The 25,993-nt window shown below is 41.1% G+C and carries 23 protein-coding genes and 1 tRNA gene; 22 read left to right on the plus strand and 2 right to left on the minus strand.

Annotation, left to right across the window (positions count from 1 at the left end):
- Nucleotides 1-85 precede the first annotated feature (85 nt).
- The 3 genes from BHU72_RS00600 to ppaX all read left to right on the plus strand — a co-directional run bounded on the left by BHU72_RS00600 (nt 86) and on the right by ppaX (nt 4,464).
- The gene (locus BHU72_RS00600; protein WP_069700681.1) at nt 86-2,752 is read left to right on the plus strand and encodes an S-layer homology domain-containing protein; all 2,667 of its coding nucleotides are present in this window, start codon (nt 86-88) and stop codon (nt 2,750-2,752) included.
- Nucleotides 2,753-3,009: 257 nt separating this feature from the next.
- Nucleotides 3,010-3,825 carry a prolipoprotein diacylglyceryl transferase gene (lgt, locus tag BHU72_RS00605; protein WP_069700682.1) on the plus strand — a complete coding sequence of 272 codons (816 nt, stop codon included), beginning with the start codon at nt 3,010-3,012 and terminating at the stop codon, nt 3,823-3,825.
- A 3-nt stretch (nt 3,826-3,828) separates the two neighbouring features.
- Nucleotides 3,829-4,464 (plus strand): pyrophosphatase PpaX, encoded by a 636-nt coding sequence (gene ppaX / locus BHU72_RS00610; protein ID WP_069700683.1) that lies wholly within the window; start codon nt 3,829-3,831, stop codon nt 4,462-4,464.
- Nucleotides 4,465-4,572: 108 nt separating this feature from the next.
- Here ppaX and BHU72_RS00615 read toward each other — a convergent pair whose 3' ends face one another.
- Nucleotides 4,573-5,196: a YktB family protein gene (locus tag BHU72_RS00615; protein WP_069700684.1), complete on the minus strand. Its 624-nt coding sequence runs from the start codon at nt 5,194-5,196 to the stop codon at nt 4,573-4,575.
- Nucleotides 5,197-5,485: 289 nt separating this feature from the next.
- Between BHU72_RS00615 and BHU72_RS00620 the strand changes: the two genes are divergently transcribed.
- The 16 genes from BHU72_RS00620 (at nt 5,486) to whiA (ending at nt 21,943) form a co-directional block, all read left to right on the plus strand.
- The gene (locus tag BHU72_RS00620; protein ID WP_069700685.1) at nt 5,486-6,013 is read left to right on the plus strand and encodes a metallophosphoesterase family protein; all 528 of its coding nucleotides are present in this window, start codon (nt 5,486-5,488) and stop codon (nt 6,011-6,013) included.
- A gap of 567 nt (nt 6,014-6,580) precedes the next feature.
- A complete protein-coding gene (hisZ, locus tag BHU72_RS00625) occupies nt 6,581-7,813 on the plus strand; it encodes an ATP phosphoribosyltransferase regulatory subunit (protein ID WP_069700686.1) in 1,233 nt (410 codons plus the stop codon).
- Nucleotides 7,801-8,424 carry an ATP phosphoribosyltransferase gene (gene hisG, locus BHU72_RS00630; RefSeq protein ID WP_069700687.1) on the plus strand — a complete coding sequence of 208 codons (624 nt, stop codon included), beginning with the start codon at nt 7,801-7,803 and terminating at the stop codon, nt 8,422-8,424. Before hisZ ends, hisG begins: the two co-directional genes overlap by 13 nt.
- A 27-nt stretch (nt 8,425-8,451) precedes the next feature.
- On the plus strand, nt 8,452-9,732 hold the full coding sequence (gene hisD, locus BHU72_RS00635) for a histidinol dehydrogenase (protein WP_069700688.1): 1,281 nt from the start codon (nt 8,452-8,454) through the stop codon (nt 9,730-9,732).
- Nucleotides 9,733-10,335 (plus strand): imidazoleglycerol-phosphate dehydratase HisB, encoded by a 603-nt coding sequence (gene hisB / locus BHU72_RS00640; RefSeq protein ID WP_069700689.1) that lies wholly within the window; start codon nt 9,733-9,735, stop codon nt 10,333-10,335.
- Nucleotides 10,336-10,944, plus strand: coding sequence for an imidazole glycerol phosphate synthase subunit HisH (hisH, locus tag BHU72_RS00645; protein ID WP_069700690.1), 609 nt, complete (start codon nt 10,336-10,338; stop codon nt 10,942-10,944). It begins immediately after the preceding gene.
- Nucleotides 10,945-10,976: 32 nt separating this feature from the next.
- The gene (gene hisA / locus BHU72_RS00650; RefSeq protein WP_069700691.1) at nt 10,977-11,729 is read left to right on the plus strand and encodes a 1-(5-phosphoribosyl)-5-[(5-phosphoribosylamino)methylideneamino]imidazole-4-carboxamide isomerase; all 753 of its coding nucleotides are present in this window, start codon (nt 10,977-10,979) and stop codon (nt 11,727-11,729) included.
- Nucleotides 11,723-12,481: an imidazole glycerol phosphate synthase subunit HisF gene (gene hisF, locus BHU72_RS00655; RefSeq protein WP_069700692.1), complete on the plus strand. Its 759-nt coding sequence runs from the start codon at nt 11,723-11,725 to the stop codon at nt 12,479-12,481. The genes hisA and hisF overlap by 7 nt, the downstream gene beginning before the upstream one ends.
- 20 nt (nt 12,482-12,501) lie before the next feature.
- Entirely contained in the window at nt 12,502-13,209 is a 708-nt protein-coding gene (gene hisIE, locus BHU72_RS00660) for a bifunctional phosphoribosyl-AMP cyclohydrolase/phosphoribosyl-ATP diphosphatase HisIE (protein WP_069700914.1), read from the plus strand.
- A 25-nt stretch (nt 13,210-13,234) separates the two neighbouring features.
- On the plus strand, nt 13,235-14,059 hold the full coding sequence (locus BHU72_RS00665; RefSeq protein WP_069700693.1) for a histidinol-phosphatase HisJ family protein: 825 nt from the start codon (nt 13,235-13,237) through the stop codon (nt 14,057-14,059).
- Between the two features lie 79 nt (nt 14,060-14,138).
- Complete coding sequence (locus BHU72_RS00670) at nt 14,139-15,809, plus strand: tetratricopeptide repeat protein (RefSeq protein WP_069700694.1); 1,671 nt, start codon at nt 14,139-14,141, stop codon at nt 15,807-15,809.
- 44 nt (nt 15,810-15,853) lie between these two features.
- Nucleotides 15,854-16,780 carry a thioredoxin-disulfide reductase gene (trxB, locus tag BHU72_RS00675; RefSeq protein WP_069700695.1) on the plus strand — a complete coding sequence of 309 codons (927 nt, stop codon included), beginning with the start codon at nt 15,854-15,856 and terminating at the stop codon, nt 16,778-16,780.
- Nucleotides 16,781-16,792: 12 nt separating this feature from the next.
- Nucleotides 16,793-18,730 carry a selenocysteine-specific translation elongation factor gene (gene selB, locus BHU72_RS00680; RefSeq protein WP_069700696.1) on the plus strand — a complete coding sequence of 646 codons (1,938 nt, stop codon included), beginning with the start codon at nt 16,793-16,795 and terminating at the stop codon, nt 18,728-18,730.
- Between the two features lie 134 nt (nt 18,731-18,864).
- Complete coding sequence (gene rapZ, locus BHU72_RS00685; protein ID WP_069700697.1) at nt 18,865-19,719, plus strand: RNase adapter RapZ; 855 nt, start codon at nt 18,865-18,867, stop codon at nt 19,717-19,719.
- A gap of 1 nt (nt 19,720) precedes the next feature.
- Nucleotides 19,721-20,944, plus strand: a complete 1,224-nt coding sequence (locus BHU72_RS00690; RefSeq protein ID WP_301553454.1) for a gluconeogenesis factor YvcK family protein — start codon at nt 19,721-19,723, stop codon at nt 20,942-20,944.
- Between the two features lie 48 nt (nt 20,945-20,992).
- A complete protein-coding gene (whiA, locus tag BHU72_RS00695) occupies nt 20,993-21,943 on the plus strand; it encodes a DNA-binding protein WhiA (protein WP_083248160.1) in 951 nt (316 codons plus the stop codon).
- Here the strand turns inward: whiA and BHU72_RS00700 are convergent.
- Nucleotides 21,922-21,996, minus strand: a tRNA-Arg gene (locus BHU72_RS00700). The genes whiA and BHU72_RS00700 overlap by 22 nt on opposite strands.
- 103 nt (nt 21,997-22,099) lie before the next feature.
- On the opposite strand from BHU72_RS00700, the gene BHU72_RS00705 reads away from it, so the two are divergent.
- The 3 genes from BHU72_RS00705 to tpiA all read left to right on the plus strand — a co-directional run bounded on the left by BHU72_RS00705 (nt 22,100) and on the right by tpiA (nt 25,952).
- On the plus strand, nt 22,100-22,816 hold the full coding sequence (locus BHU72_RS00705; RefSeq protein ID WP_069700698.1) for a cytochrome c biogenesis CcdA family protein: 717 nt from the start codon (nt 22,100-22,102) through the stop codon (nt 22,814-22,816).
- Between the two features lie 103 nt (nt 22,817-22,919).
- Nucleotides 22,920-23,945, plus strand: coding sequence for a type I glyceraldehyde-3-phosphate dehydrogenase (gene gap / locus BHU72_RS00710; protein ID WP_245671822.1), 1,026 nt, complete (start codon nt 22,920-22,922; stop codon nt 23,943-23,945).
- A 66-nt stretch (nt 23,946-24,011) separates the two neighbouring features.
- Nucleotides 24,012-25,952 carry a triose-phosphate isomerase gene (gene tpiA, locus BHU72_RS00715; protein WP_069700700.1) on the plus strand — a complete coding sequence of 647 codons (1,941 nt, stop codon included), beginning with the start codon at nt 24,012-24,014 and terminating at the stop codon, nt 25,950-25,952.
- Nucleotides 25,953-25,993: the final 41 nt, after the last annotated feature.

Here is a 25,993-nt window from a genome sequence, read left to right on the forward strand (position 1 = left end):
ATAAGGATTTATGTAGAAATTAGTCAGTAGACGTGACCAAAAACGTGAGCAAAAATTATCAGGAGAGATTAGGAGAGATGATAAAGTGATCAAAAAACATTTCAGAACTACAGTGTGCATAGCAACGATGGTAGCTATTATCATCACAATCCTGCCTTTGGGTATTATCCAAGCGCAGACAACGTATTCCCCATTTCATGATGTTCCTACGACTCATTGGGCTTTACCACATATTGTAAAAAGTGAAATTCGTGGTGTCGTCTCTGGGTATGGTAACGGTGTGTTTAAGCCAGATCAGACGGTTACTCAGCTTGAGGCTGTGGTCATGGCAGTAAGAGCTATGGGGCTTGAGAAAGACGCGAATGACGTGAATCAATACGTGGATACATCAGCGCTTTCGCTTCCTACAACATGGAATGCGAGAGGATTTGCAAGTGTTGCGATTAAGAAGAATTTAATTGACACATCAACCTTTAGGCACGATGCGGGTGCTTCTCGTGCATGGACAGCACAACTGTTGATTCGTATGATTGGCATGCAAGGTCAACTAGATTCATTAGCTAAAACTACTTTTAAGGATGATAATCTCATTCCAATATGGGCTAAGCCATCTGTAGCGTTAGCAGTAGAAAAGGGTATTATCTCAGGTATGGCAAATCCTACGGGGGGATTTGATTATAAGCCTAATGATGCCGTGACGAGAGCACAATTAGCGACATTGATTAGTCGTTCCGATCGCTATATGAATGATGTGCAAGGACAATTACCGCTTGGCACAATCGAGAAGATTGATAATAATCAAATCACAATCGTGAAAAAGGATAATACAAAAGCAGTATATAGAATTACAACAACATCGTCCCTATATAATGCGAACTATTCACCAATAACAACAACTCAGCTGGTAGTAAATGAGCCAGTGCGTTTCCAAGCAAATGCTGCTGGAGATATCAGGTACATAGAAATCGTCAATCGGTCCGATTATAACAACCTTCCACAAGCAACAAAGGCCGATGCTATCAACGGGAGTATTGTACAGGTATACCCTGAGCAAAAAGTAATTATTGTCAAACAAGAAAACAATACGTTGTATACCGGTTCTATAGTGAATGATACAATCTTAAGAAATAGTGCGCAAAATAGAAGTATTGTGTTTGCTGATCTTCAAGTAGGTGACACGTTAGAATTAACGGTAAATGGGAGTGCCATCTCGACATTGAATGTCACGAAAGCAGCACAGTCAGGCCTGTTAAAAGGTTTAATTTTTGCTGTTGATATTGAAAAAGGGCTGTTAACATTAGAAAACAGTGGTCGATTCTCCACATACACGTTTGATGATACGGTAAGTGTAGAATATGCGGCCGTCCGATTTGCAACAATTCGAGACCTGAAAAAAGGTGACGAAATCGAAATTCAAATCGAAAATGAGAAAGTAAAGAAAGTGAAATTGATTACACCATTCCAACAAACGAACTTCTCAGGTTCAATCGTTGCTGTTGCGACTTCAGATAACATTGTCACAATACTAACATCAGAAGCTACTCCTAAAGCCTATCGAGTGAACAATAATACGGTATTTAGCATCCCAGATATTGTGAGCGGTGGCATTAAAGATCTAGAAATTGGCGATCAAGTCACGGTTGCGATTGATGGACAATTTATCAGTAAAATATCGGTGACAAACCGTCCAACGCAAGAGTCTGTGAAAGGGCAAATCGTCCTAATAAACACAACTTTAAGCATGATTACGATTGAATTGGCGAATAAAGAGTTACGTTCCTATAAATATGATAATACATTAGAACTTCAAATCGAGAGTGTGAGTAATCCGAGATTATCAGATTTGAGTGAGGGTACTTACGTAGCACTACGAGTAGACAAAAACACAATTCGTAAAATTACTGTCAATAATACGATTTCAGGAATCATCGAGGGATATGACAAGACACGTAATACAGTAACCATAAAGCATGATGGTGGTACGACGACATACACTTTAGATACAGGCTATGACATTCATATTTTCGATATCAACCGCCCTGTGTTAGAAGATTTAACTAGAGGAATGGAAGTCATAATCACGCTGAATCAAAACAGAATTCGTAAAATTGAAGTGAATAAGAGTATTACTTCGATGGTTACGGCAGTTATAACAGATTGGGATCGTCTAGAAATAGAAGACCCTACAAAAACAGGGGATAAAGTACGTTATTATATCTATGATAGTGTGAAATTTATTATTCCTGGTATAACAAATCCGAAGTTATCGGATTTCAAAGTGAAGGATGCAGTGAAAATCGACTTCGTTGGTTATGATATTAAACAAATCCAAGTATTGCCAACAATGGTTGGGTCAGTTGTTAGCGTAGATACAGCGAGAAATATCATAGATGTTCGCAGTCGTACGGAGAATAAGAATGTGGCTATTAATAATAAACTAGAAGTATTCTCACCAGCAGAAGTACTCATGTCTATTTCGAATCTAAAGGCTAATGATTATGTAAAAGTAATCACCATGAACGATAAAACGAAAATCTACCAGACAACTGCTGTAGATGTAGAATTCTACAGTGTAACACAAAACCGAGTATATTATTACGATAGCGCCCGTAGCTTTAGAAATATGGAGCTAGATCGTGATGTGCAAATCTGGAAAGATAACACGTATTATCTACCAGGAGATTTGAAGCAAGGGAACCAGATTACTATGTATCACTTGAACAATCAGATTATTGGGATACGAGTGAAATAATAAGCAAAAAACAAAAGAGATTAACAAAAGAGATAATCAAAAGTAAGAAATAAGAGAAAGAAATACTTGAAATGAGAAGGCTCTATGGGTGAATCCTGTAGAGCTTTTTCAATCGAGTGTGGCAGTTTTCAATATGATATGTCAGGTTTTCTATACGTATCCGTTATGTTATACTATCAAAAGTATAAGTTTTTTAAAATTAGCACGAACTGGAAAATTGTTTTGCAAGTAGAATCTACGGAGATAGGAGATATTATATGCTTTTTTCAGTCATTGATAGTGTGGCATTACAGTTAGGGCCCATTCAAATTCATTGGTATGGTTTAATTATAGGCTCAGGGATCTTTCTTGCGTTATATATTGCGCTTAGGGAAGTTAAGCGCTTGGGATTAAATCCAGATCATTATATTGATGTCGTATTAGTAGGTGTACCTGTAGCGGTGATTTTCGCAAGAATCTATTATGTAGCTTTTCAATGGGATTATTACGGACAGAATCCTGGTGAAATTTTTGCCATTTGGCAAGGTGGATTAGCGATTCATGGTGCCTTAATCGGTACAATATTAACAGGCTATATTTATGTCCGCATGAAGAAGATCTCGTTTTGGAACATGGGTGATATCGCAGCTCCTTCGATTCTACTTGGGCAAGCGATTGGTCGATGGGGAAATTTTATTAATCAAGAGGCTCATGGAGGACCGATTACTGAAGAGACACAATGGATTATTAATATTTTGCCCAATTGGATTGCTGAGCAAATGAATATTGGTGGTACTTATTATCATCCAACATTTTTATATGAATCACTATGGAGTATTGCAGGGGTATTGTTGATTATTTTCGTTTTAAGATATCAGACTTGGATTCGTCGTGGGGAAATATTCTTAAGCTATTTGCTTTGGTATTCAGTCGGAAGATTCTTCATTGAAGGTATGCGGACAGACAGTTTAATGATTACTGAATCTCTTCGTACAGCCCAGGTCATAAGTATTGTATTAATTCTATTATCTGTGTTTGCCCTATGGTATCGAAGAAAGTACGGTTATGCAGATGAGAAATATGGGGTGGAATAAAGTATGAAGTATCCTTATATATTATTTGATTTAGATGGCACGTTAATTGACTCCAATGAGCTAATCCTAACTTCTTTCATGTATTCACTAGAGCAATTCAACCCAGGGAAATATACCCGTGAAGACGTGCAGAACATTATGGGAAAACCCCTTCTTGAGATGATGACAACATTCAATGCGGAAAATGCTGAAGAATTGGTAAGAGTCTACAGAAAGCATAACTTAGAGCATCATGATTCATTAGTTACGTCATTTCCAAATGTTGTGGAGACGTTGAAAACCTTGCACGAAAATGGTCATAAAATGGCCCTAGTAACTACGAAACAACGCCAAGCCGCAATGAAGGGTTTAGCGTTGTTTGGACTCGATCAATATCTAGAAGCCACGGTTTGTTTGGATGACACGGATAAACATAAGCCTGACCCAGAACCGTTACGATTGGCAATGCAAGCAATTCATGCAGATCCAGAAAAGACAATCATGGTCGGAGACAATCCGGCGGATATACTAGGGGCTCATAATACTGGTGTGGCAAGTTGTGCAGTTTCCTGGTCTATGAGGGGTGCCGAGTATTTGAAGCAATATAACCCTGATTATTTGATTGATGATATGCTCGAGCTCCTAGATATAGTGAAGTAGTTTTCCTAGCCCATTGTAAGATTGTTAAAATTATATTTTCAATAAATCTAGACTTATCTAGACGAAATTAACTTAAATTCAAATGTATTTGTATACTTTTATTAACAATTAAAACGACAGACGATAGAGTGGGAATAGCTCTTCTATCGTTTGTTCTGCTTTATCTAAGAAACGATTACTATCCATATTCACAACTAACTCTTTCGAGAGGTCAATACCACAGGTTAGCTCACTCTTTTTCACGTGCTTTAATTGCTCGGAAAACTCTTGAAAAGTATCAACGGTCATCCGACTATGAGGTGTGCCATAAGGAACCGTATGATCTAATGACCACCGAAAGTTAGCTGGTATCGACTGGCGAATCATTGGAAGTTGACTATCCATATTGTTCGCGAAGATTGCCTTGTGATTCGATTCGTAAATTAGCGCGAATTGTATGTATACATGGTCCTTCCATAGGCCAACCTGGAAATGCGGAAGAGACTTATATCCTCGAGGATTTGTGGAAAAGGACACCCAAGTATCATCTGGTGGATTCACTGTTCGGCGGGCATGACGCGCCACGTGTGGATAAAAAGGTTGTCCCAGCTTTGCGCTTAAAAATGGTGCGATTCGGTCACCAATCGCATGCAGTTTTGGTCGAACATGTGTGATAATTGCGCCCATTCTAGGATCAAGACCTGGTATTTCTAAGATTTCGAAGTCGGATGCAGTAAATCCGGTGAAAGACATTCGTTTTACCCCTTTCAGTATATTACTACTATTGTGTCATATTTAGTGTTGAAATATAGATACATCTTGTGGATACGATATAAATGATAACATGAAATCAAATTCCTATGGTAATTGCAGTTATATATTTTCGATGAGTCTCTATATATGCAATAGAGTCTCTATGTATGCAATAGAATCTCTATGTATGCAATAGAATCTCTATGTATGCAATAGAATCTCTATATATGCAGTAGAACTGTATACATTATAGTTCTGTTTATATGATGTAATGAATTGAGGTGATTATATGAAACGGATTGGAATCATTTCAGATACCCATGGTCAATTAAGAACAGAAGTGTTAGAAGCTTTACGAGGCGTTGATGAAATCATTCACGCAGGTGATGTAGTAGGTGACGAGGTTCTACGAGAATTGCAACGGATCGCACCCGTTCATGCCGTTCGCGGAAATAATGACTACGGAGAATGGGCTATGTGCTTACCCAAAACACAAATGCTTGAGCACGAAGGATTTACATTATATGTCCTTCACATACTGCAAGAGATGGACATAGCACCAGGCGCTGCTGGAGTGAATATAATAATTAGTGGGCACACCCATAAGCCTCTAATCGAGGAAAAGGGAAACATCCTATATATAAATCCGGGAAGTTGTGGACCGCGTAGATTTTCTTTACCAGTCTCCGCTGTAATTTTAGAAATTGAATCGAAAAACTGCATTGCACATTATATAGACTTACAGGATTCAGCGAAAAACTACTCATATACCTTTGCATTACAATCATACAACCAAATCATCAGACTATATCCCTAGAAAAATCTACATTAGGCATAGTCATATGCCGGAATTTCTAGCTACTTTTGATTATTTTTGTATGCTATAACAGGAATACTATATTTTTTGTCGAAACATGGAGCATATGAGAGACAAAAATTTAGGAAAATGTAAGGTGGAATGGTACGTGGTCGACAAGAAAACTTGTGTCTCCTGTTGGAAAAACGAACTATGCAAATGCAGTGTAAGCATGTGTCCGTTTTGGGAGGCAAGCATCCAAGGTCAACAGGTATGTAGTGACTCGGATTTGATGAAAGCACAATAAAAGAGTTCGTCGTTCTGATAGTACTCCTTTTCTATTGAGAGAGGGGTGCTATTTTGCGTTTACGGTCTTATATACAGATGGTTCCTATAATTATTTATAGATTTATCTATTGTACATAGCAATGCTTTAGCAACACTTCAGTAATTTCTATATTTTCAGAAAATTCTCATCTTGACACTATCTCACACCTCATGATAGGATAATAGAAATATATTCTTCGCTTTATTATATTAGCAGACTAAAGCGTAAAAGTGCTAGTTTTTCTTGGGGGGGAGCAGAGAATGGCAAAACCATTAGTATTTGAGAAGCCATTTGGAGTTAGAGATTATTTGCCGAGTGAAGTACAGTGGAAGAAAGAAGTTGAGCGTAGAATTAGCTCTTGCATGGAACGATGGGGCTATAAAGAAATTATTACCCCGGCATTAGAATATTTAGATACGGTCGGAGATTCAAGCAATATCTTGCAAAACCGTTTATATAAGCTGATTGACCGCAATGGGAAAACTCTTGTATTACGACCTGATATGACAACACCAATTGCTAGAGTTGCAGCATCACTTTTAAAAGATGAGCCGCTCCCGTTGCGCCTATGCTATAATGCAACGATTTATAGAATGCAGGAAAAAGAAGCTGGAAGAGACACGGAATTCTTCCAATCGGGTGTAGAATTGATAGGGATTGAACAACCATACGCAGATGCAGAGGTGATTGCTTTAGCGGCTGAATCGCTAATCGCTGCTGGACTGTATGATTTCAAAATTGCGATTGGAGAAACGACGTTCTTACAATCCTTACTATCAGAAAAAGCGCCTCAACATCTAGAAGAATTGAAAAGCTTACTATTAAAGCAGGATTATGTAGGTTGGAAGACCTTTGTCGAAACGATTGATTTAGATGAGTCATCGAAAGAGTGTTTACGAGCTTTACCTCGACTGCAGGGTGGCAGGGAAATGATTGCCAAAGCAAAAGGCATGGTCCAAGATGCCAAAGGACTGGAAGCTCTCGATCACTTGGAAGCTGTATGGTCGATATTAGAGCAATATGGCGTCGCGCAATACGTCCATATTGATTTTACTACGTTACGAGGGCAGAACTATTACACAGGTATGATTTTTGAAGTATATACACCATCTGTAGGATTTCCGATTTGTGGAGGCGGTCGATATGATGACCTTTTACACGAATTTGGTAGAAAAGCACCTGCTGTCGGATTTGGTATGTGGCTCGAACGTTTAATTGATGCTTTAAACATGGAGACGAATGCAGCAGATACTTATTTATTTATTTTTGACCATGAGAATGTTAAGGAATCGCAGGCAGTCATTGAACAAGCAAAACGATGGCGCAATGTGGGCTGCAAAGTAGAAATAATCGGTGTAGCGAAAGAACAAAGCAATGCTTGCGTCATCGAGCGCCAAGCGACGAAAAAATATCGAGAAGTATGGACATATGATATGTGGGCATCACAACATCCGACACACACCAAGGAGGATGAATCTACATGGAAAAACTAGTGGTAGCTCTGCCGAAAGGACGCATCATGGAAGAGGCCGTTGATTTGTTACGTCAATGTGGTTTTTCGCTTCCGAAAAATGGTGATTTGTCGCGCAAGTTAATTATTGAAGATGACGAATCGCAATTAACTTTTATACTAGCAAAACCATCAGACGTGCCAATCTATGTGGAGTATGGAGCGGCGGACTTAGGTGTCGTGGGGAAAGATGTATTATTAGAAGAAAGTCGCGATGTGTATGAATTGCTAGATTTGCAAATTGCCGGTTGTCGACTGTCAGTTGCCGGAATTCCAGGCACACAAACACGGATGATTCCGAGAATTGCGACGAAATTCCCTAAGGTGGCCTTCGATTATTTCCGTCGTCAAGGGAAGCAAGTAGAGATTATAAAACTTAATGGGTCGATTGAAATCGCACCATTGATTGGTTTATCCGACCGGATCGTAGATATTGTATCAACAGGAAGAACCTTGAAGGAAAATGGTCTAGTAGAAATGGAAGAGATTATGACAATCACCAGCCGTTTAATTGCCAATCGTATGAGTTATCGTATGAAGCATCCAATGATTACACATATTGTAGATACTCTTGAAAAAATCATAAAGAAATAAAGTCATCAATCATAGAGGAGGGAATATATGGTCCAAGTTCAAATCATTGAAAGCAAAGACTTCTCCTATAATCGAAACGTAGAAACAGGCAATCAAGAGCAAATGAACGCAGTACTTCATATTATTAACGAAGTGAAAACCCATGGAGATCAGGCGGTCAAAGCGTTTACCAAGCAATTTGACCGAGTCGATATAGAGGAATTACTCGTAAGCGAAGAAGAGATCCAGGCAGCCTATGCAAAGGTTTCTCAAGAATATATACAAACGATTCGTGAAGCGCGTGATAACATTCGTCGCTACCATGAAAAGCAAAAGCAAAGCTCTTGGTTCACAACAGAAGAAAATGGTACAGTTCTTGGTCAGAAGGTAACTCCTCTAGATCGAGTTGGCGTATATGTACCTGGTGGAACAGCGGCATATCCATCATCTGTACTGATGAACGTAATTCCTGCTCAAATTGCTGGCGTACGTGAGATTGTCATGTGCACACCACCGGGGAAAGACGGAATTCCGCCAATTATATTAGTTGCGGCAAAGGAATGCGGCGTAACACATATATATCGCATTGGTGGGGCACAGGCAGTCGCTGCCTTGGCCTATGGCACGGAATCAATTCCAAAGGTAGACAAAATCACTGGACCTGGGAACATCTATGTAGCGATTGCCAAGAAGATGGTGTTCGGTATGGTAGATATCGATATGATTGCAGGACCGAGTGAAATCCTCGTTGCATGTGACGAATCAGCAGATGCTTCGTATGCTGCGGCAGATATGCTTTCGCAAGCAGAACATGATGTGTTGGCTGCTGCGTACTGCGTGACCTTATCCCGACAAAAAGCAGAAGAGATTCATCGCGAGTTAGAGATTCAGCTCGCGCAATTAAATAGAAACGAAATTGCCAAGCAATCGATTGAGAACCAAGCGAGAATTATCATTGCTCCAAATCGCGCAGAAATGGTGCGCGTCATTAATGAAATTGCCCCTGAACATTTAGAAATGATGGTAGAAGAGCCATTTTCTTACCTTGGGGAAATTCGACATGCGGGAGCGATTTTCTTGGGACGTTATAGCTCAGAGCCTGTTGGTGATTATTTTGCAGGACCGAATCATGTACTGCCGACCAGTGGGACAGCACGTTTTTCATCCCCGTTGTCGGTGGATGATTTTATCAAAAAATCAAGCGTTATATACTATAGTAAGCAAGCAATGATTGAGCACGGCAGAAAAATTGCAGGCTTTGCCAATGAAGAAGGACTAGATGCACATGCCAAGGCAGTGGCGATACGCATCGAAAAGGAGGGGCTGTAAATGGCGGAAAAAGCTACCTTGCGTCAGGCAGAAATTCAACGTACGACACAAGAGACGAGTATTTATGTGAATTTAAATATTGATGGCACAGGTAAAAGAGAAATTGATACGGATGTACCATTTATGTCACATATGCTCGACCTATGGGCAAAGCATGGGCTCTTTGATTTGCAGGTAAAGGGTCATGGAGATGTAGAGATTGATGATCATCATACTACGGAAGATATGGGAATCACATTAGGCCAAGCGTTTGCTAAGGCAATTGGTGATAAGGCAGGCATTAAGCGCTATGGGCAAGGTCTTGTGCCGATGGATGAGTCCTTAGCTGAAGTGATTGTAGATTTGAGTAATCGCCCTCATTTAGAGTACCATGCACAATATCCAACCGACACAGTTGGGACATTTCCGGTGGAGCTTGTGGAAGAATTTTTATGGAAATTTGCTTTAGAAGCGCGAATTACCTTACACGTGCGCGTTCAGTACGGAAAGAATACGCATCACATGATTGAAGCGATTTTTAAAGCGCTTGGTCGTGCATTAGATGATGCAACCCAATATGACCCTCGTATCCAGGGTGTTTTATCGACAAAGGGGGCGTTGTAATTGATCGCAGTGATCGATTATGGAATGGGAAACCTTAGAAGTGTAACGAAGGCCCTGGAAAAGCTTGGATATGCAACGAAAATTGTTGCAGACCCGCAGGAACTAAAGGGTGCAGACGGGGTGATTTTACCTGGGGTTGGCGCTTTTGGCGATGCAATGGAGAACTTGCAGGAGCAGAATTTCATTCCTGCAATTCACGAATATGTACAATCTGGGAAACCGTTTCTGGGAATCTGCCTAGGGATGCAGTTGCTGTTTGACAGTAGTGAAGAAATGGGCGAGCATCAAGGGTTAGGCCTTATCCCAGGGAAGGTTGTGCGCTTTCAAGGAGACTTTAAAGTGCCACAGATAGGCTGGAATGAGCTCAAGTTATATCATGAAACCCATTACCTATTTGAAGGTATTCCAGGCAGTCGCTTTGTGTACTTTGTTCATTCTTATCATGCGAAAGTGGAAAATCACGACCATGTCTTAGCATCTACTGACTATTTCGGAGAAGTTACGGCGATTGTTGGGCGCGATAATGTAGTAGGTATGCAATTCCATCCCGAGAAAAGCAGTGAAGTAGGGCTTAAGCTATTAGAAAACTTTGCGAAGCAATGTAGATAAAATTTATAATTAATATAAACGGAGGAGCAAACATGAATTTTACAGTGTACCCTGCTATTGATATGAGGGGTGGGAAATGTGTACGTCTATTTAAAGGGGATTTTGCCCAAGAGACGGTATATCATGAGGACCCAGTGTCCGTTTATAAACAATGGGTGGAGCAAGGGGCGAAGTTTGTCCATGTAGTTGACTTAGACGGAGCTAAGGATGGAAAACCTGCCCACTTAGAAGTTGCTACGGCAATGGTGCAGGCAGGCCAACAAGATGGTCACCAAACGCCTGTCCAATATGGCGGTGGAATTCGTTCTATGGAAACTTTGGCGCAGATTTTAGACGCCGGTATTGATCGTGCAATTATTGGTACATCAGCGGTAGAAGATAAGCAATTTGTAAAACAGGCGTTAGAAACCTATGGCGGCGAGCGTGTTGTGATTGGCCTTGATTGCCGGAATGGTTACGTAGCAACGAAAGGCTGGTTAGAAACGGCAGAAGTGAAAGCTGTCGATGTAGCGCGTGAGCTGAAGGAGTGGGGTGCGAAGATATTTGTATACACGGATATTTCGCGTGATGGCACATTAACGGGACCGAACATAGAGGAAATGCTGCATTTTGCGGAGGAAGCGGAAGTAGAAGTGATAGCTTCTGGTGGAGTCAGTAATTTACAGGATATTAAGGATTTAGCTGACCAAAAAGCACAAGGAATCGTTGGCGCAATTGTTGGAAAGGCGCTCTATACAAATGCGGTGACACTTCAACAAGTGAAGGAAGAAGGGATCGAATGTTAACGAAACGAATCATCCCGTGCTTAGATGTGAAAGATGGTCGAGTCGTCAAAGGGATTCAGTTTGTCAACTTGCGTGATGCAGGAGATCCTGTTGAGCTAGCGGCTTTCTACGATCAAGAAGGGGCAGACGAGTTAGTATTTCTAGATATCTCTGCGTCCCATGAGGGTCGTGCAACGATGATACAAGTGGTGGAACGTACAGCGTCTGAGGTATTTATTCCCTTCACTGTAGGTGGCGGTATATCATCTGTGGAAGATATTAAAGGTATTTTGCGCGCTGGAGCAGATAAGGTATCTCTGAATACGCAAGCAGTCCTGAATCCACAACTCGTTTCTGACGCTGCTAAGCGTTTCGGAAGTCAATGCATTGTAGTCGCCATTGATGCCAGATATCGTCCAGAGAGTGATGATTTTGAGGTGCTTACCCATGGTGGACGCAAGCAAACGGAATGGGAAGCGGTTGCGTGGGCGAAGGAAGTACAGCGCCTTGGTGCAGGAGAAATATTACTGACGAGTATGGATGCTGATGGTTCGAAGGATGGATTTGATATCGAACTGACAAAGCGCATTAGCGCAGCAGTTACTATCCCTGTGATTGCTTCTGGTGGAGCAGGAAATCAAGAGCATTTTGCAGAAGTATTCGAGCAAACGGGTGCCGATGCAGCATTGGCAGCGTCTATTTTTCACTATAAAGAAACTTCGGTAAAAGAAGTGAAAGCGTATTTAAAAGAGAAGGGAGTCGTCGTGCGATAATGAGTGATTCGATTATGTCTATGAATGCGATTGATGTAACACGTGCATTACAAACGATTGATTTTTCCAAAGCAGAGGGGCTTATCCCAGCGATTGTGCAGGATGTAGATACGAAAGAAGTATTGATGCTGGCATATGTCAATCGCGAGTCGTTACAGAAGACTGTAGAAACGAGAACGACATGGTTCTGGAGCCGTAGCCGTAATGAGCTATGGAATAAAGGTGCAACTTCTGGGAACACGCAAGAGGTGGTAGACATACGCTTTGATTGTGATGAAGATACCATTCTTATGCTTGTAAAAGCGAATGGTCCAGCTTGTCATACGGGCAGAGAAACATGCTTTTATCGTTCATTCTTTGACGGGTGGCCGAAACAAGCAGAGGATAACGGAGATGTGGAAACGCCGATCGCATCGACGATGGTTCCTGCTAAGAAAACAATGTCGTTGCATTTCTTGTATCAATTAGAGCAATATATTCATGAGCGCAAACATACTCGTCCAGAGGGCTCATATACTACGTACTTATTTGATAAAGGGATTGATAAAATCCTTAAGAAGATTGCCGAAGAAAGTGGCGAAGTGATTATTGCTGCGAAGAATAACGACACCACAGAACTGGTCTATGAATCAGCAGACTTAATGTATCACTTAATCGTATTGCTGCAGAATCAAGGAATTTCTCTCGATCAAATTGCTGAAGAATTATCAAAACGACATAAAAAGTAAGATATTCAATTAAAGGTGTGATTGCATGAAAAGACAACCTTACTTAGTGGATTATCATACTCATAACTACCGTTGCGGACATGCGATCGGGGAGCTTCGAGAGTACGTGGAAAGAGCTGTAGAGCTTGGGTTCCATGAGATCGGACTTTCCGATCATTTTCCTTTATTCCATATTCCTGCAGAACGAAGATTGCCAGAGATTACGATGGAAATGCATCAGTTAGAAGAGTATGTGCAAGAGGCAATAGCTCTGAAACAGGAGTTCGCCCAACAGATTGATGTCAAAGTTGGCATTGAAGCCGATTACGTGCCAGAGTGGGAAGACTACTTAGCGAACCAATTAAGACAATATCCATTTGATTATGTGCTTGGTTCAGTGCATTTTATTGGTGAGTGGGATCATTCTGATAGTCGTTGCACCCACGAATGGGACAACCGCGACGTAGATCAAGTGTATCGTCATTACTACGCATTAGTTAAAGCAGCAGCCGAGTCTAAGATATACGATTCGATTGCCCACTTCGATGTAATCAAGCGCTTTAACCATCATCCGACAAGTGACATGACAGAAAACATCCGAGAGGCTCTACTAGCTGTGAAAGCCGCTAATATTTGCGTGGAAGTCAACACTTCTGGCGAGTTTATGCCTGTAAAGGAAATATTCCCTTCGAAAACAATCTTACATATGTGCAAGGAATTAGACATACCCATTACAGTAGGGTCTGATTCCCATCGACCACATAATGTAGGCACAAACATCGAGAGGATATACGGGGAATTACGCGATTTAGGGTTTACTGAAATTGCAGGATTTGACCAAAGACGTAGATATCGAATTTCTCTCTTGTAACATTTATGATATACTATCTAAAGTAAACGGACCCAGCGAAACAACAGTTTCACAAAATACATTGGGCGGAGGATGCACTATGAATGCTAACAATAAAATCATCCCTCTCAAAGTTAATTCTAACTTTTTCTACGAGCGTGCTGTTCGTTGTTTAGATAAAATGAATTATAAGGGAGCTATTAAATATTTTCGTCGCGCGGTAGAACATGATCCGACGAGTGCTTTAAACCATTGTAACTTAGCCGGGGTATTATCAGAAATCGGTGAGTTCCAGGAAAGCAATAAAATCCTTTTCCATGTTGTGAGTAATATAGATCCTAAGGCAGTCGAGTGCTTTTATTATATAGCGAATAACTATGCCAACATGGGCGAGTTTGAGCGTGCGGCTACGTATGCGAACAAATATCTTGACGCGGATTTCGATGGTGAATTTGCAGCAGATGCGGAAGAAATGCTAGAGTTTTTCGGAGATGATGAATCAGAAGAACCTGCTCAGAATGACCTTGCAAGAAGACTGTTAGAAGAGGGGAAGTTCAAGGATGCCGCGAAGGAACTTGTGAAAGTGTTGGAAGAGAATCCAGACTACCAGGTGGCGCGCAATAATTTGGCTCTTACGTACTTCTACACGGGTGAGACTGACCAAGCGATTATAGAGTCGCATAAGGTGTTGAAATCAGAACCGAATAATATGCATGCTCATTGTAATCTCGCAGTATTTTATCATGAATTGGGACATCAAGAAGGAATGGAACGGGAATTGAACTTTTTGAAAAAGGTCATTCCAATCCATGACGATCATATATACAAGCTGGCATTGACTTTAGGAATGTTAGGAGAGCATGAACGCTCATACTACTATTTCCGACGTCTATTGAAAAACGAATTGACAGATGATCCGCAAATGTTCTTTATGACCGGTGTTGCGGCGGCAAACACTGGCCGTTATGATATGGCGATTAGCTATTGGCGCCGAACGATGCGCCTGGATTCGAAATCAGAAATTCCAGGATTTTATATTCAACTGATAGAACGTGCCATGCAAGAAGAAATCGAGCTTCAAGCGATTGGTTATTTCTACAGCTTACCTTTTGAGGATTATTTAAGAAGACTCGAGTTAAAGTCGAACAAAGGCATTACCACCGAGATTTTTAAGGATCCAGTGATTAAAATGTCAATGTATTGGGCCCTAGATTATAGTGATGATAAGACGAAATCGAATGTGATTCGTCTATTAAGTCTTGTGTTTGACAGTGAAGTGCAAGAGAATTTCGAGAAGTTTTTGTTAAAGCCTGAAGAAAGTGATGAAGTGAAGAAGTTAATTCTGATTCTTTTTCATCAATTCGATTTGGCAGGTCCATATCGGGTGTATATAAAGAAAAAACTTACGAATGTTACACAGGAGCAGGTAAGTAAGATGTATCTGACTTGGCGCCCAGAATGGCTTCAAGTATTAGAGTTAGCAATTAAGAGCCTGGATGAAAAAAAGCAAGAGTCGACGATATATATCGCGGACTTAGAGGCAATCTGGATTGATTTCTTAACGAAAAAGGGGAAAGAACTTGGCGAGCGATTCCACACTAATAGTTGGGTGGCAGCCTTAGAATATGCAGTTCACAAACTCCACAATTTGAAAATTACGCAAAAGGAACTTGCAAATAAATATAATATTTCAGTCACTTCTCTTTCTAGCAAATATCATGAATTATACGAAACTTGCCAACGGTTGCATAAGAGAAACAAGACCCAGTGAAACGTAAGCAAGCGATAGGATGATAGAAGAGCAGGGGGATTACAATGAGTGTAACGAATGATTCGGCAATCTATGATGTCATCATTATTGGTGCAGGGCCTGCAGGGATGTCTGCAGCTTTATACGCGGCGAGAGCCGGTCTAGCAACTTTAATTATCGAACAGGGGATGCCAGGCGGTCAGGCAGCTACCACAGATAGTATAGAGAATTACCCTGGGATAAAACATATCTCGGGGCCTGATTTATGTCTGAAGATGTTTGAACAAATACAGGATTTCGGTGTGAAAATCATCTCTGGTACAGCAACACATCTAGGCGGTATTGCCAATAACAGACAAATCACAGTGGATCAGAAGATATATACGGCGAAGAAAATCATCCTTGCCATGGGGGCAACGTATCGTAAATTAGGGATTCCAGGGGAAACAGAGCTTCGAGGGATGGGAGTTTCCTATTGTGCCACCTGTGATGGAGCATTCTTCCGCGACAAAGAAGTTGTTGTAATTGGTGGCGGTGAATCAGCCGTAGAAGAAGCAGTTTTTCTAACGAAATTTGTGAAACGTGTATCGCTTGTCCACCGTCGTGACACCCTCCGAGCATCTAGAATTGCTCAAAAGCGAGCAAAAGAAAATATTAAAATCTGTTGGTTCTTCCATACAATTGTGACAGAAATTCAAGGGAAAGATGCGGTCCAAGCTGTCGTCTTGAAGGATTTAGTCACGAATCAAGAAAGAGTCTATGATTGCGATGGAGTGTTTATTTACGGTGGTCTTGATCCGAATAGCCAGCTTGTTAGTGGTTTAGGCATTAGGGACGAACAAGGATATATCATCACCAATGAGCACATGGAAACGGTAATCGAAGGTATTTATGCTATCGGAGACATTCGCCAGAAACATCTTCGACAGGTTGTCACAGCAGTGGCAGATGGCGCCATCGCGGCTACAGCAATCGTACATTCTCTAAACTAAGCAGGTGAATTTATGAGTAATCGACATATTATCATGGGTACAGCAGGTCATATTGATCATGGAAAAACGACCTTGATTCGTGCCCTGACAGGTAAAGAAACAGATTATATTAAGGAAGAGAAGGAACGGGGCATTTCAATAGACATTGGATTTGCACCTTTACAGCTTTCCGACGGGCGGACGATTGGTGTCATCGATGTGCCTGGGCATGAAAAGTTCATTAAAAATATGCTTGCCGGAATCGGTGGCATCGACTTCGTGCTGCTGATTATTGATGTAAATGAAGGAGTTATGCCTCAAACGACAGAGCATTTTCACATCCTTGAGCTTTTGGGTATCGAACAAGGCATTATCGTTCTTACGAAGGTAGATATAGCAGAACCTGATTGGGTTGAGTTTGTCAAAGAGGATATCCGCGAGCAATTCGCTCAGACCATCTTTCGTAACGCACCTATCGTATCAGTTTCCGCAGTGACGGGAGCGGGGATTGATGAGTTAAAGCAGCATATTGCAGAAATCGCGGATACGGTAAAGACGAAAGAGGCAATTGCATCGTTTCGTCTGCCGGTTGACCGTGTATTCTCGATTGCAGGCTTTGGCACGGTAGTGACTGGTACGGCTGTATCAGGATCGATTCGCGTTGGGGATAAAATTGAGTTGTTGCCTGCTGGTAAAGACGCTAGAATTCGTGGCATCCAGCACCATAGCAATAAAACCGACATTGGGTACGCTGGCCAGCGTCTAGCATTAAACGTTGTCGGGTTAGACGTTGCGGACATTGAACGCGGCATGGTCATCTCGGAAACGAATATGTACAAGCCAACCACCCTTATCGACGTGCGTGTGCAAATGATTAACCCTTCACCAAGAGAATTGCAAAATCGCGCAAGAATTCGTATCTATACAGGTAGTAGTGAAGTCTTTGGGCGGATTATATTATTAGAGAAAGATGTACTGGAATCTGGGGAATCGGGCCTTGCTCAAATTAAACTTGAAGAACCAATTGTAGTGGAGCCGAAAGATCGTTTCATCATTCGTTTCTATTCACCAATGGAGACAATTGGCGGCGGTGTTGTCATTGAGCCACATCCAACGAAGTTCTATAAACGTTTGAAGCCAGAGGTCATTAAGGAGCTAGAAGCAAAAGAAAAAGGTGGTCTTGCTGAACGTATCCTTGATAGCTTGCGCAGATTGGGTGTAGCAAACGCGAAACAGCTGGTAACAGAAACCAAAGTATCCAGTCAAGTGATTATCGATAATGAACTGAAAAAACTCCTAGAAAATCAGCAAATTCAATATATAGCATCTGTTGACATGTATGTCCTGCGTGCAGAATTTCACTTCTTGTTAAAGACAACCCTATCACTAATAGAGACATATTATCAGAAGAACTGTTATACCCGCTTTGTTCCAAAGGGTCAAATCCACAGTGAGATTACTAGTGCTACAAGAAAAAGTACATATAAGCCAAAAATTCTGGAAGCAATCTGGGAACAACCAGAGTTCAAGGAGAAAATAGAATCGATAGGCGAATCTTTAGCGTTCGTTGATTATCAAGTGGAGCTTTCTGAACACGAGCGTCAAATCCTTAATAAAATTGAGGAATTGTATGTCGCATCAGGGGTAACGCCACCAAATAACCAAGATGTATTAGAGGGCAACATCGATATCAAGGATCATCAACAGCTTCTCAATCTATTGATGTATTTAGTAGAGCAAAAGCGCCTAGTACTTGTAACAGATGATATGTTTTTCCATGCACAAGTGATTCTTGACCTTCATCAGACAATCCAAAAGATAACGCAAGAGAAAGAAAAATTCACAGTCAGCGAATTCCGTGATGCCATTGGGGCAAGTAGAAAATTTGCTGTAGCGCTATTAGAATATTTTGATCGCGAAAAGATTACTCGCCGTATCGGCGATGAACGTTTGCTAATGAAGAAGCTATAAACGATAGGGCGTGCATTCACGTCCTTTTTCTACGCACTATATTTGTACTGTATTAAAAAAATATATGACGCATTTACTTGCTATAAGTAGAGCCATATAGAGTATAATAAAAGAAACATAAAAAGCGAGGTGGGATGATGAAATTGCTAGTTGTGACAGGTATGTCAGGTGCAGGAAAAACGGTCGCAGTTCAAGCGCTTGAAGACGTTGGATATTTCTGTATTGATAACATTCCACCAGTTTTGATTCCGAAATTTGCAGAGCTAGTCGAGCAATCGGAAGGAAAACTGAAGAAAATAGCGTTTGTCGTAGACTTGAGAAGTAGAGAATTCTTCCCTAGTCTGATGGCCGCACTACGCGACTTAGATCGCGACGGGAAAATTACTGCACAGGTACTATTTCTTGATGCCACAGATGAAGTATTAGTAAAGCGATATAAAGAGACTAGAAGACGTCATCCGCTTGCCCCTGAAGGTAATTTAGTCGAGGGAATTAAGGAAGAACGGAAAAAGCTCAATGAAATAAAAGGGATTGCCAATATAATTCTTGATACGTCCCAGTTAAAACCACAACAGTTGAAAGAGAAAATTACGGGATTCTTTTCCGATAATGAGAAGCAAGAGATGCAAATATCGATTGTATCCTTTGGGTTTAAGCATGGGGTTCCAATTGATGCGGATTTAATGTTTGACGTGCGCTTCTTGCCAAACCCTCATTATGTAGACGAATTACGCCCACACACCGGACAAAACCCGGCAGTTTATGATTATGTTATGCAGTGGCCGCAAACACAGACGTTTTTAGAGAAACTACTGAATTTATTAGATTTCTTGATTCCACAGTATAAGAAAGAAGGCAAAGCATCACTGTCCATTGCCATCGGATGCACAGGCGGAAGACATCGTTCCGTAGCAACAACAGAGTACTTGGCAGAGTATCTTCGTAATAAGAATTTATCGGTGCAAGTCACCCATCGGGACGGAACTTAGTATGAGAGCAAGAAATTCGAACCATTTTCGAAGGATTCGAAGGTATAAACGCACCTATGGTTTAATGTTTACGACCTTTGGAATTATTTTAATGGCGTTAGGCATTGCCATTTTATTTGAAAATTATTGGATTGCAGAAAAACCGCTATCGATAACTATCACTATCGCTACGCTAATCACAGTTTTTGGACTGATTATTACAATTTTTGGTTTTCTACATTATCATTACGGGATTCGCTTTCAATTTTTACGGAAGAACAATGAACTTCTTAAGGTTGTCGTGATAGGTGGTGGTACAGGACTGTCAATGTTGTTACGGGGTCTAAAGGAGTATAAGCTTGACCTATCGGCGATTGTGACAGTAGCCGACGACGGTGGCAGCTCTGGTAGATTAAGAGATGAAATGGATATGATCCCACCAGGAGATATTCGAAACGTACTCATTGCTTTAGCAGATACGGAGCCGCTCCTAGAGAAATTGCTACAGCACCGGTTCAACCGTGGTAAGAATCTTTCCGGCCATAGTATAGGAAACCTTTTGCTTGCCGCATTGCAAGAAATTACTGGAGACTTTAAATCGGGTATCCGTGAGATGAGCCGTGTTCTAGCCGTTCGCGGACAGGTCATACCTGTGGCGGAAGAATTGATTCAATTAGTTGCCAAGATGAAAGACGGACGAATCATTCGTGGAGAATCATCAATTCCTAAGGCGAATGGCACCATCCAAAGGGTTTTTTTGGAGCCAAAGGATGTTGCTCCAACACCTGAAGCTTTGCAGGCTTTGCAAAAGGCTGATGTGATTATTGTGGGCCCAGGAAGTTTATATACAAGTGTGCTACCTGTCTTAATGGTGCAAGGTATTACTGAAGCAATTCGAAATTCTACAGCCTCTAAGGTATATATCTGTAATGTCATGACCCAACCAGGGGAGACAGACCGTTATACTGCATACGACCATGTGAAAGCTATTTATGAGCATGTGGGGTATCAGCTGTTTGATACGATTATCTGTCATTCAGGAAAAGTCGACGAAGAAGTTAGCAAACAATATGACGAGCAAGGAGCTGCCCCAGTAGCAGTGCATAAAGAGAAATTAGAACGTTTAGGGTTAAAAGTAATTGCGAAAGACCTAGTCAAGCATCAAACCTACTTACGCCATGATGCGAAGAAAGTCAGTCAATTAATCCTACAGGTCATATCGCGTAAACCTATAGAACCTGATTAAACCAAGGTGCCAGTCGTGCTCTAATATACGGAATTAGGTGATGAATCAATGTCATTTGCAGCTCAGACAAAAAAAGAATTAACCTTTATCAATGCATCAGATTGCTGTAAAAAGGCAGAACTTTCTGCTCTGACGAGAATGAATGGGAGTATAGGAATCGGGCAAAAGCGAATGTATGTAGACATCAAGACGGAAAATGCCGCAATTGCACGCAGAATTTACTCCTTATGTAAAGATTTGTTCAGCATTACTCCTGAACTTCTCGTAAGGAAGAAGATGCGTCTTAAGAAGAATAATACGTATATCGTAAGAATCTCGGCAGAAGTGAAGCATATATTAGAAGAATTATACATCGTCGATGATGCGCTAAATCCTCTAGAGGGTATTGACCAACGACTAATTAAGAAGAAGTGTTGTAAGAAGGCCTATTTGCGCGGTGCGTTCCTTGCTGGTGGATCTGTCAATCATCCTGATGGCGCTTCCTATCATCTAGAGATTGCTTCTAGCTATCAAAATCATTGTCTAGAGTTGTGTAAAATTGCTAACTCGTTTCGATTGAAAGCAAAATGCATAGAGCGCAAAAAAGGATATATTTTATATATCAAAGAAAGTGAGCTAATCTCTGCGTTTATGAGTTTAGTTGGTGCCCATCAGGCATTGCTGCGTTTTGAAGATGTGAGGATTATTAAGGATATGCGAAACTCCGTCAATCGACTTGTCAATTGCGAGACCGCGAACTTGAACAAGACAATTGATGCGGCAATGAAACAAATCGAGAACATTAAATATATTGATGAAATGATTGGAATCGATAATTTGCCAGACAAACTGCGGGAAGTAGCAGAGTTAAGAATGCAGCATCCAGATATCAATTTAACAGAGCTTGGGGAAATGTTAGGGAAAAAAGTTAGCAAGTCAGGAGTAAACCATCGATTGAGAAAATTAAATGAGATGGCAGAACATTTGCGAAGTAGAAGTGGTGCGCCCAGAGGGAATTGAACCCCCGCGCCTGGCTCCGGAGGCCAGCGCTCTATCCGCTGAGCTATGGGCGCGTATAAAGAAGTGTGAGTATTAGTAATGCAGTTGAGATAAAAAGACGAAAAATGGGAGCACGTCCATAAAAGACGTGTAATTTTAATTATATAGGAGGAGCTTATGGACGGTCAAGAAGTTAATTTTCTTATAGCTTTTTTGTTTGGATTTGCATCAATTACATCTCCGTGTCTACTACCCATTATGCCAGGATTTCTTTCTTTTATAACAGGTATGACAATGAAAGATTTACAAGAAACGGGGGTAAAGAAGAACCCGTTTAAACAGAAGGCTTTCTTATATGCTTTAGCTTTTGTCGCTGGGTTTTCTGTAGTATTCATATCACTTGGTGCGACAGCTAGTATAGTTGGGCAATATCTATTAAGTCATTTGCCGATTCTAACGAAAGTAGCAGCTGTCTTTGTCTTTTTATTTGGTCTACATATGGCAGGAATTTTCCGTTTTACAAAATTAATGGTAACAAAACGATTAGAGTTTAATACAGTAAAAGGTGGAAGTTTCATAGGAGCCTTTCTACTTGGGGTTGCATTTTCCATCGGATGGACACCATGTGTGGGACCGATACTCGCAACAATTTTGGTTATGGCATCGAATGCAGAAACAGCAACGCAAGGGGCACTGCTTTTATCGGCGTACTCTTTAGGCAACGCGGTTCCATTTTTATTAATTGCTATATTTATAAATGCCTTCCAACGACAGTTAGTTAAGTACAGCAGGTACCTACCATACGTTGAGAAAATCAGTGGATATCTCTTAATGCTTGTAGGGATTTCTCTGTACTTCGGCTGGCTGCAAAGACTTGCTTACTTATTTTATTAAAAATTAAATATTAGTCCCATCCAACTAGATACGTAATCTATTCATAGAAAGCTCCGAACTGCAAAGACTAATAGCAAAATTTATGAAAAGTGGAGGGATTCATGTGCAAAAGGTAAACGTTGCGATTAACGGTTTTGGAAGAATTGGTCGCTTAGTTTCAAGAATATTATTAGAGGAGAAGTATAGCAATCACTTACAGCTAGTAGCTATCAATGATTTGACGAACATTGAAACCCTAGCACATTTGCTGAAATTTGACTCCATCCACGGAACTTACAACAAGGATATTACAATCGAAAGCGATGCTATCGTCATTGACGGACACAAGATTCATATTTGCAAAGAACCAAATCCTGAAAAGTTGCCATGGAAAGAAATGGGTGTTGATGTTGTCATAGAAGCTACGGGGCGATTTAAGGATCGAGAAGGAGTCGCGAAGCATTTAACAGCAGGCGCTAAAAAGGTGGTCGTTTCAGCTCCGACAAAAGGCGAAGATATCATGATGGTGATGGGTGTCAATGATCACTTGTATGATTCATCTAACCATCATGTGATATCCGCTGCATCTTGCACAACTACATGCCTATCGCCAGTGATTAAAGTGTTACATGAAACATTAGAAATCGAACGTGGCCTAATGACAACCATCCATTCCTACACGAATGATCAAGTGCTATTAGATTTTGCCCACTCTGATTTGCGCAGAGCCCGAGCAGGAGCATTGTCCATGATTCCTACGAGTACCGGTGCAGCCCAAGCAGTAGGGAAGATTATTCCAGAGTTATCCGGCAAACTAAGTGGTATGGCAATCCGTGTACCGACTCCGAATGTTTCGTGCATTGATTTAGTACTCAATGTGAAAAAGGACACTTCGAAGGAAGAAGTGAATCGAATCCTGCAAGAAGCCTCTCAAGGCGAAATGAAATCTGTTATGTATTACTCGGAGCTGCCATTAGTATCGATAGATTATAACGGTAGTAGCTATGCTACAATCGTGGATGCTTTATCGACAATTGTCATGGATGGAACAATGGTAAAAGTCATTCTTTGGTATGACAACGAATGGGGCTATTCCAGCCGCCTAATTGAATTAATTTCTCATATTGCACAAAAGGATGCAAAGATTTAGAATAGTTAGTTGAGAGTTTAATAAAGAAAACTGATATAAAGCAAATAAATGGCGGAGGGTAATCGAATGGCATGTAATAAGTTGTCAATTAAAGATATAGATTTACAAGGAAAACTTGTGTTTTGTCGCGTAGATTTCAATGTTCCAATCAATGCTGAAGGAAAAATTACAGACGATACGAGGATCGTGAAAGCGCTTCCTACGATTCAATATATGATTGCCAAAGGGGCTAAGGTGGTTTTAGCAAGCCACCTTGGTCGTCCTAAAGGACAAAAAAACCCTGAGTATAGTTTAAAACCAGTAGCCAAGCGTTTAATGAAATTATTACATACCGATGTGAAGATGGCGGAGGATTGTATTGGTCCAGAAGTCGAAGCAATGAAACAAATGATGAAGCCAGGAGATGTACTTCTCTTGGAGAATGTTCGTTTTGAAGCGGAAGAAGAAAAGAACGGCGATGCCCTAGCCCAGGAATTTGCCAAAAATATAGATGTATTCGTTAATGACGCTTTTGGTACGGCCCACCGCGCCCATGCTTCCACAGCAGGGATCGCGAAATTCGTGCCAGTTTCCGTAGCAGGTTTCTTATTAATTACAGAAGTAACGATGTTAGGCGAAGCCCTTGCTCAACCGAAACGTCCTTTCACAGCGATCATTGGAGGGGCCAAGATAAGCGATAAAATCCTTGTCATCGATAACCTTTTAGACCGTGTAGATAAGCTAATGATTGGTGGCGGAATGGCCAACACATTTTTGAAGGCACTAGGCTACGAATTAGGCAAATCATTAGTAGAAGATGAAAGAATTTCAATCGCCCAGGATATGATTGCTAAGGCGAAAAGCAAGAAAGTGGAGCTTCTGTTACCAACCGACGTAACAATTGCAAAAGAGTTCTCGGCTGACACGGAATACCGTAATGCGAAGATTGAGGAAATCCCAGCGGACTGGATGGCACTAGATATAGGGAGAGAGACCATAGAGTTGTACACGAAGGCAATTCAAGAATCAGCCACAATTATCTGGAACGGTCCTATGGGAGTTTTTGAATTAGAACCATTTGCGATTGGAACAAGTAGTGTAGCGAAAGCTTTAGCTGACCATGATGCGTTTACGATTGTCGGTGGTGGTGACTCCGTTGCGGCTGTAGAACATGCGGGATTAGCAGATAAGATGGACCACATTTCCACAGGTGGTGGGGCTTCGCTCAACATGCTTGAGGGTAAAAGGCTGCCAGGGGTTGAAATATTAAATGACCGTCTAACCCTAAGAAAGCCAATCATTGCAGCCAACTGGAAGATGTTCAAGACAATCGCAGAAACAGAAGTCTATATTGACAAATTGATGGCAAAAGAGTTGCCGAAACAGGTTGATATCGTATTGTGTCCCCCATTTACAGGTCTTGAGAGTGCAGCGATGGCTGTGACAGGAACAGAAATTAAAATCGGTGCACAAAACATGCATTTCGAGGCAAGTGGTGCTTATACAGGTGAGATTAGTCCAGTTATGCTTGGGGACTTAAATGTTCAGTATGTCATTCTCGGTCATTCCGAACGTAGAAAATTCTTCCATGAGACCAATGAAATCATAAATAAGAAAGTGCATACCGCATTTAAATATGATTTAACACCAATTTTATGTGTGGGTGAAACGATTGAAGAGAAAGAAGCCGGGAAAACGCTAGAAGTCTTAAAGCAGCAAATCGACCAAGGGATAGCATGGTTAACGGCAAACCAAGTGGCGAAAATGGTTATTGCCTATGAGCCAGTATGGGCGATTGGAACAGGTAAGTCGCCAACACCTGCGGATGCAAACGACTCGGTAAAAGCGATTCGTAAATATATACAAGAAATCTATGATATGGAAACAGCACAACAAGTGCGAATTCAATACGGTGGCAGTGTGAAGCCTGAGAATATTAAGGATTTCTTGACACAGTCAGACATTGATGGAGCACTTGTTGGTGGAGCGAGCTTGGCGGCAGACTCTTTTTATAGCATGCTTGTCTAATGCGACAACTCCCTCTTATGATGTTGAAGAGGGAGTCTTGT

The organism is Desulfuribacillus stibiiarsenatis (assembly GCF_001742305.1).
GTDB classification, from domain to species: Bacteria; Bacillota; Bacilli; order Desulfuribacillales; family Desulfuribacillaceae; genus Desulfuribacillus_A; species Desulfuribacillus_A stibiiarsenatis.

Bases quoted from the DNA above. Each gene is read 5' to 3' on its own strand.
- ppaX (WP_069700683.1), top strand. From the start codon at position 3,829: ATGAAGTATCCTTATATATTATTTGATTTAGATGGCACGTTAATTGAC.
- tpiA (WP_069700700.1), top strand. From the start codon at position 24,012: ATGGCATGTAATAAGTTGTCAATTAAAGATATAGATTTACAAGGAAAA.
- BHU72_RS00665 (WP_069700693.1), top strand. From the start codon at position 13,235: ATGAAAAGACAACCTTACTTAGTGGATTATCATACTCATAACTACCGT.
- hisD (WP_069700688.1), top strand. From the start codon at position 8,452: ATGGTCCAAGTTCAAATCATTGAAAGCAAAGACTTCTCCTATAATCGA.
- BHU72_RS00690 (WP_301553454.1), top strand. From the start codon at position 19,721: ATGAGAGCAAGAAATTCGAACCATTTTCGAAGGATTCGAAGGTATAAA.
- selB (WP_069700696.1), top strand. From the start codon at position 16,793: ATGAGTAATCGACATATTATCATGGGTACAGCAGGTCATATTGATCAT.
- trxB (WP_069700695.1), top strand. From the start codon at position 15,854: ATGAGTGTAACGAATGATTCGGCAATCTATGATGTCATCATTATTGGT.
- hisF (WP_069700692.1), top strand. From the start codon at position 11,723: ATGTTAACGAAACGAATCATCCCGTGCTTAGATGTGAAAGATGGTCGA.
- BHU72_RS00620 (WP_069700685.1), top strand. From the start codon at position 5,486: ATGAAACGGATTGGAATCATTTCAGATACCCATGGTCAATTAAGAACA.
- hisB (WP_069700689.1), top strand. From the start codon at position 9,733: ATGGCGGAAAAAGCTACCTTGCGTCAGGCAGAAATTCAACGTACGACA.
- BHU72_RS00670 (WP_069700694.1), top strand. From the start codon at position 14,139: ATGAATGCTAACAATAAAATCATCCCTCTCAAAGTTAATTCTAACTTT.
- BHU72_RS00615 (WP_069700684.1), bottom strand. From the start codon at position 5,196: ATGTCTTTCACCGGATTTACTGCATCCGACTTCGAAATCTTAGAAATA.
- whiA (WP_083248160.1), top strand. From the start codon at position 20,993: ATGTCATTTGCAGCTCAGACAAAAAAAGAATTAACCTTTATCAATGCA.
- hisG (WP_069700687.1), top strand. From the start codon at position 7,801: ATGGAAAAACTAGTGGTAGCTCTGCCGAAAGGACGCATCATGGAAGAG.
- hisA (WP_069700691.1), top strand. From the start codon at position 10,977: ATGAATTTTACAGTGTACCCTGCTATTGATATGAGGGGTGGGAAATGT.
- lgt (WP_069700682.1), top strand. From the start codon at position 3,010: ATGCTTTTTTCAGTCATTGATAGTGTGGCATTACAGTTAGGGCCCATT.
- hisIE (WP_069700914.1), top strand. From the start codon at position 12,502: ATGAATGCGATTGATGTAACACGTGCATTACAAACGATTGATTTTTCC.
- hisZ (WP_069700686.1), top strand. From the start codon at position 6,581: ATGGCAAAACCATTAGTATTTGAGAAGCCATTTGGAGTTAGAGATTAT.
- rapZ (WP_069700697.1), top strand. From the start codon at position 18,865: ATGATGAAATTGCTAGTTGTGACAGGTATGTCAGGTGCAGGAAAAACG.
- BHU72_RS00705 (WP_069700698.1), top strand. From the start codon at position 22,100: ATGGACGGTCAAGAAGTTAATTTTCTTATAGCTTTTTTGTTTGGATTT.